Origin of the sequence: Loktanella sp. DJP18, from assembly GCF_049310965.1 — a bacterium.
Taxonomy (GTDB): domain Bacteria; phylum Pseudomonadota; class Alphaproteobacteria; order Rhodobacterales; family Rhodobacteraceae; genus Loktanella.
On record NZ_JBMERN010000218.1, the window covers coordinates 1 to 3,771 of the forward strand.

A 3,771-nucleotide genomic window follows, 5' to 3' on the forward strand; every position below is an offset into this window, starting at 1 on the left:
ATGATTGCAGCGGTGCCGGCATCCTTCTGGATGAAGGCATAGGTCACAACCAATCCGCCCGTAATCATGGACCCGAACGTCGGCACAAAGTTGAAAAGAAATGCCAACAGGGCCCACACGACGAGAAGATCGATCCGGAATAGCCAGAGCCAGACCGAATACAGGCCTGCAGTCAAGACGCCGAGGATCGCCCGAGCAACAAGATAGCGTCGCAACCGGTCTGCGATAATCGTGACGGATCGCATTGCCGTCCGCTGATCGGTCGATCCAAGCACGGTCTCGAGCTTGACGCGCCAACTTACACGTTCGATCAGCATGATGAGCGTCAGAAAAAAGATGAGCACCAGCACCGTCAAGGTCGTACCTGCTGCGAGCAGGATATCGGACGCCATTGTCGAGGCCCAGTTCATGATGCGCACGGCGATGGAATCGCCGGCACCTGAAAAGGCCGCCTTGATCTGCGGCCATAATTGCGTCGCTTGTTCGGTTTGCGACGCGGTTTCCCCAGTGGTGTCTGTAGGGCTTGTCGTCTGGCCGCTTCCGCCGGATACATTCGACGCGGTCCCGCCCTCGCCCTGCCCACCAAATTGCGGTAACAATGCGTCGACCATGGTAGGCATCGGGTAGCGGGCCATGACCTGCTGGGCGGACACCCACAGCAGCGCCACGAAGACCAGCAAGGACAAGACGATTGCGCCCATCGCGACGACGTGACCGACCCATCCGAAACGGGCGGGCACACGTGAAACGATGCTGCGGTCGAGCGGCCCGACCAGAAGGGCAAGGAAAATGGAACAGATCACCGGGATCATGAACGTCCCGGTTGCCCGCAAGGCCCAACCGGAAAGGATGACCGTGATCAGGACGATCAGCCGCAGACCGATGCGTCGGATCTGATCTGAAAAGGGAAGGTCCTGCATGCCATGTCCCGCCTGCGACGCGAAAGGATCAGAAAGTCGAAAGTTTCCCGAATATTGAAGTCACACTCCAAACAGTTACACGAAACGAGCAACTTCAGTGGTTATCAGGTGAGAGGGGCCGGCACACGCCGGCCCCCCTTTTAGTGATATATCCGATACGTCTCAGACGTCCCAGAAGCCTTCATCGCCCATGTCATCACCGATATCGGTCAATTCGGGCTCTTCGATGATGCCGGTACCGTCTTCGTCATACTGGCCGAATACACCATTCGAGAATTCGTCTTCTGACAGGGCACCGTCCGTATCCACATCGAATTCACCGAACATGCCGGTTTCACCCCAACCATCAGCAAACTCGTTGGACAGAATGACGCCGTCGCCGTCAACATCCCAAGCCTGATAGTCGTAGCCGACTTCATCGTTACCCCAGTAACCGGATGCAGAACGGCCCTCATCAATCATGCCGTATTCGGTCTCGTCGAGGTCACCGCTGACGTCGGCATCATAGGTGCCGTAGACGCCATCCGAGAATTCGGTATCCGACAGTAGACCGTCGCTGTCCTGATCCCAGGAACTGAAGATGCCGCGATCAGCAAAGCCCGTTGCGAATTCTTCTGCGCCCAACGCGCCATCGCTATTGGCGTCCCACATATCCTGTGCCAGTGCGGGTCCGGCCATCAGAGCGGCCACAATTGCAGTGGCACCTGTCAGTTTTGTGAACTTCATAGTCATGGATCGTCCTCCGTTTGTGTTCGCAGCGTCTTGCTGCATCTGCGTCCCCAATGTCGAGTCCCCGACCAATGTTCCCCGTTTGAAGATTAAAATTATGTAAGAAGGTATCGAGGCGATCCTCTTCTCCGAATTTATCTTTTTTGCTCAGTCATTTGCGGTCATGTTCATCGTGTGCGTGATTTGGTTGCGATCTTCATCTGTACGAGCACCGCAGAGTACGATGCTGCCGATAAGGAACATGTACTCATCCACGGAATTGAAGAATTATGGCCTTCGTCAGTTTTCTATTCGCATGCATGTTTGCGCTGGTCCATATCGGCATCGGCCGGCTGAGGTTCCTGGATCGCACACCGCGAAGCCGCTGGCTGTCAGCGGCCGGCGGCGTTGCCGTCACCTACATCTTTCTGCACGTCCTGCCCGAGCTTGCTGCACACAGCACGACCTTTGCAAATGAACTGAACACCACCGAGAAGGTGGCAGACGGACTGGTCTACTCGCTTTCGCTTGCCGGTCTGGTGGTGTTCTACGGACTTGAACGGGTCATAAAGGGTTTCCGGCAGACCCGTTCAGACGAGGGTGTTGCCGACGCGGGCCCCTTCTGGCTGCATATCGGATCGTTTGCAGTTTATAACCTGATCATTGGCTATCTTCTGCTTCACCGGGAAGAGTCCGGTTACGGCTCTCTCATCATCTATGGGCTGGCTATGGCGCTCCATTTCGTCACGAACGACTTTGGCCTGCGCCAGGATCACAAGGCACGCTATGACACGACGGCGCGGTGGATTCTTGCAGGAGCTGTTCTGTCAGGTTGGGTACTGGGTTGGCTGACGGACGTGTCTCAAGTCGGCGTCGGTCTTCTGTTTGCATTCCTTGCGGGTGCCGTCGTGCTGAACGTTCTGAAGGAAGAATTGCCGGACGAACGCGAAAGCCGCCTCTTGCCTTTCGTTGGTGCAGCAATGGCCTACGCTGCCCTGCTGCTCGCGCTCTGATCGTGATGGAAACAGACAGTACTGATCCGACCAGCATGTTGGGGCAATTCCGGTCTGCTTCGGTTCAGGTCTGCCCCGGCCGTCTGCGAAAAGAAGCTGTCAGCACGATGCAAGCCGTTTCCGTATGAACATCGGTGGAACAATCATTTTTCCGACGGGTTCGACCTGCACAGGTTGCAGCGGACACGTCCCGCAGCTTCATCATGGGGAGCCCCCGATGACAGCGTCGCCCGAGACCATTTCAGTCGCCTCGTCGCCCACCTCAGGCGCGGCGAGGCGACATTCCGTCGGGGCATTGATAACCGGTCTGGCTCTGATTCTGTGGGCAACCGCACTGCCGGCCTATCCCCGCGATCCCCATCAGACGCTACAGACAGTTCTTGCCGAAGATATCATGATCGTGGCGGTGTCGGACAACCCGCCCTGGGTGAAGCTTCGCGACGAGGCCCCTCCCGCCGGTGCCGAAGCCGCCCTTGTTCTGGCTTTTGCCGAGGCCTTGGGGGTGCACGTCGACTGGCTCCGACTGTCAGGTTTCGAGGCCATTCACGCGGTAGAACAAGGCAAAGCAGATCTCGCGTTCTTCGCCGTGACGTTACTGCGCACGGGGTCGCCGCGCCGACCTATGACTATTTCACCGGGGCGCTTCTGGTTGCAATGCCGCCAGGCGGCAACGCGCCCCTGAGCATCAAGGATGAAGCTGTCGCCGTACCACCCGGCATCGTGGTCGAACGTTTCATCCGCGACCGGGATGGGCAACCGGTGTCTGACCTGTCCGAAACGGACCTCGTCGCCCTGCCTCATTGGCGTGCTGAGGATCTGGACCTCGTCCCGACCGGCATCGTCCTGTCAGAAGACAAACATGTCTTTGCAGTCAGAAAGGGTGAGAACGCCTGGCTGCTGCGGCTGGAAACATTTCTCCGGACGCAGGAGCGGGACGTTCCCGCCCTGCTGCGGTCGTCGCAGTGAGGTGTGGTGCGCGCAATCTGCCAGATGGACAGCGTCAGGCCCTTGCCCGCGCACAACGGGTGCAGTTGGTGTGGCTTGCGGTGCTGGCATCCATCGTAGCCGCGATCTATTTCTCGCTTGGCAACAGCCAGGCAATGAAAACCGCCTGGATCGAGGATCTCCTG

Annotated in this window: 5 protein-coding genes; 3 read left to right on the top strand and 2 right to left on the bottom strand. The window is 57.9% G+C overall.

What is annotated here, in order from left to right; translation table 11 throughout:
- Both ACOI1H_RS24080 and ACOI1H_RS24085 read right to left on the bottom strand, forming a co-directional pair.
- Nucleotides 1-920 (bottom strand): AI-2E family transporter (locus tag ACOI1H_RS24080; protein ID WP_422440737.1); only part of this gene is annotated, 920 nt, incomplete at its 3' end.
- 162 nt (nt 921-1,082) lie between these two features.
- A complete protein-coding gene (locus ACOI1H_RS24085; RefSeq protein ID WP_422440739.1) occupies nt 1,083-1,652 on the bottom strand; it encodes a hypothetical protein in 570 nt (189 codons plus the stop codon).
- A gap of 266 nt (nt 1,653-1,918) precedes the next feature.
- Between ACOI1H_RS24085 and ACOI1H_RS24090 the strand changes: the two genes are divergently transcribed.
- The 3 genes from ACOI1H_RS24090 to ACOI1H_RS24100 all read left to right on the top strand — a co-directional run bounded on the left by ACOI1H_RS24090 (nt 1,919) and on the right by ACOI1H_RS24100 (nt 3,607).
- Nucleotides 1,919-2,641 (top strand): hypothetical protein, encoded by a 723-nt coding sequence (locus tag ACOI1H_RS24090; protein ID WP_422440741.1) that lies wholly within the window; start codon nt 1,919-1,921, stop codon nt 2,639-2,641.
- Nucleotides 2,642-2,858: 217 nt separating this feature from the next.
- Nucleotides 2,859-3,323 carry a hypothetical protein gene (locus tag ACOI1H_RS24095; protein ID WP_422440743.1) on the top strand — a complete coding sequence of 155 codons (465 nt, stop codon included), beginning with the start codon at nt 2,859-2,861 and terminating at the stop codon, nt 3,321-3,323.
- Entirely contained in the window at nt 3,296-3,607 is a 312-nt protein-coding gene (locus ACOI1H_RS24100; RefSeq protein WP_422440744.1) for a hypothetical protein, read from the top strand. Before ACOI1H_RS24095 ends, ACOI1H_RS24100 begins: the two co-directional genes overlap by 28 nt.
- Nucleotides 3,608-3,771 lie beyond the last annotated feature (164 nt).

Coding starts and splice junctions, on each gene's coding strand:
- ACOI1H_RS24100 (WP_422440744.1), top strand. CDS start 3,296: ATGCCGCCAGGCGGCAACGCGCCCCTGAGCATCAAGGATGAAGCTGTC.
- ACOI1H_RS24085 (WP_422440739.1), bottom strand. CDS start 1,652: ATGACTATGAAGTTCACAAAACTGACAGGTGCCACTGCAATTGTGGCC.
- ACOI1H_RS24095 (WP_422440743.1), top strand. CDS start 2,859: ATGACAGCGTCGCCCGAGACCATTTCAGTCGCCTCGTCGCCCACCTCA.
- ACOI1H_RS24090 (WP_422440741.1), top strand. CDS start 1,919: ATGGCCTTCGTCAGTTTTCTATTCGCATGCATGTTTGCGCTGGTCCAT.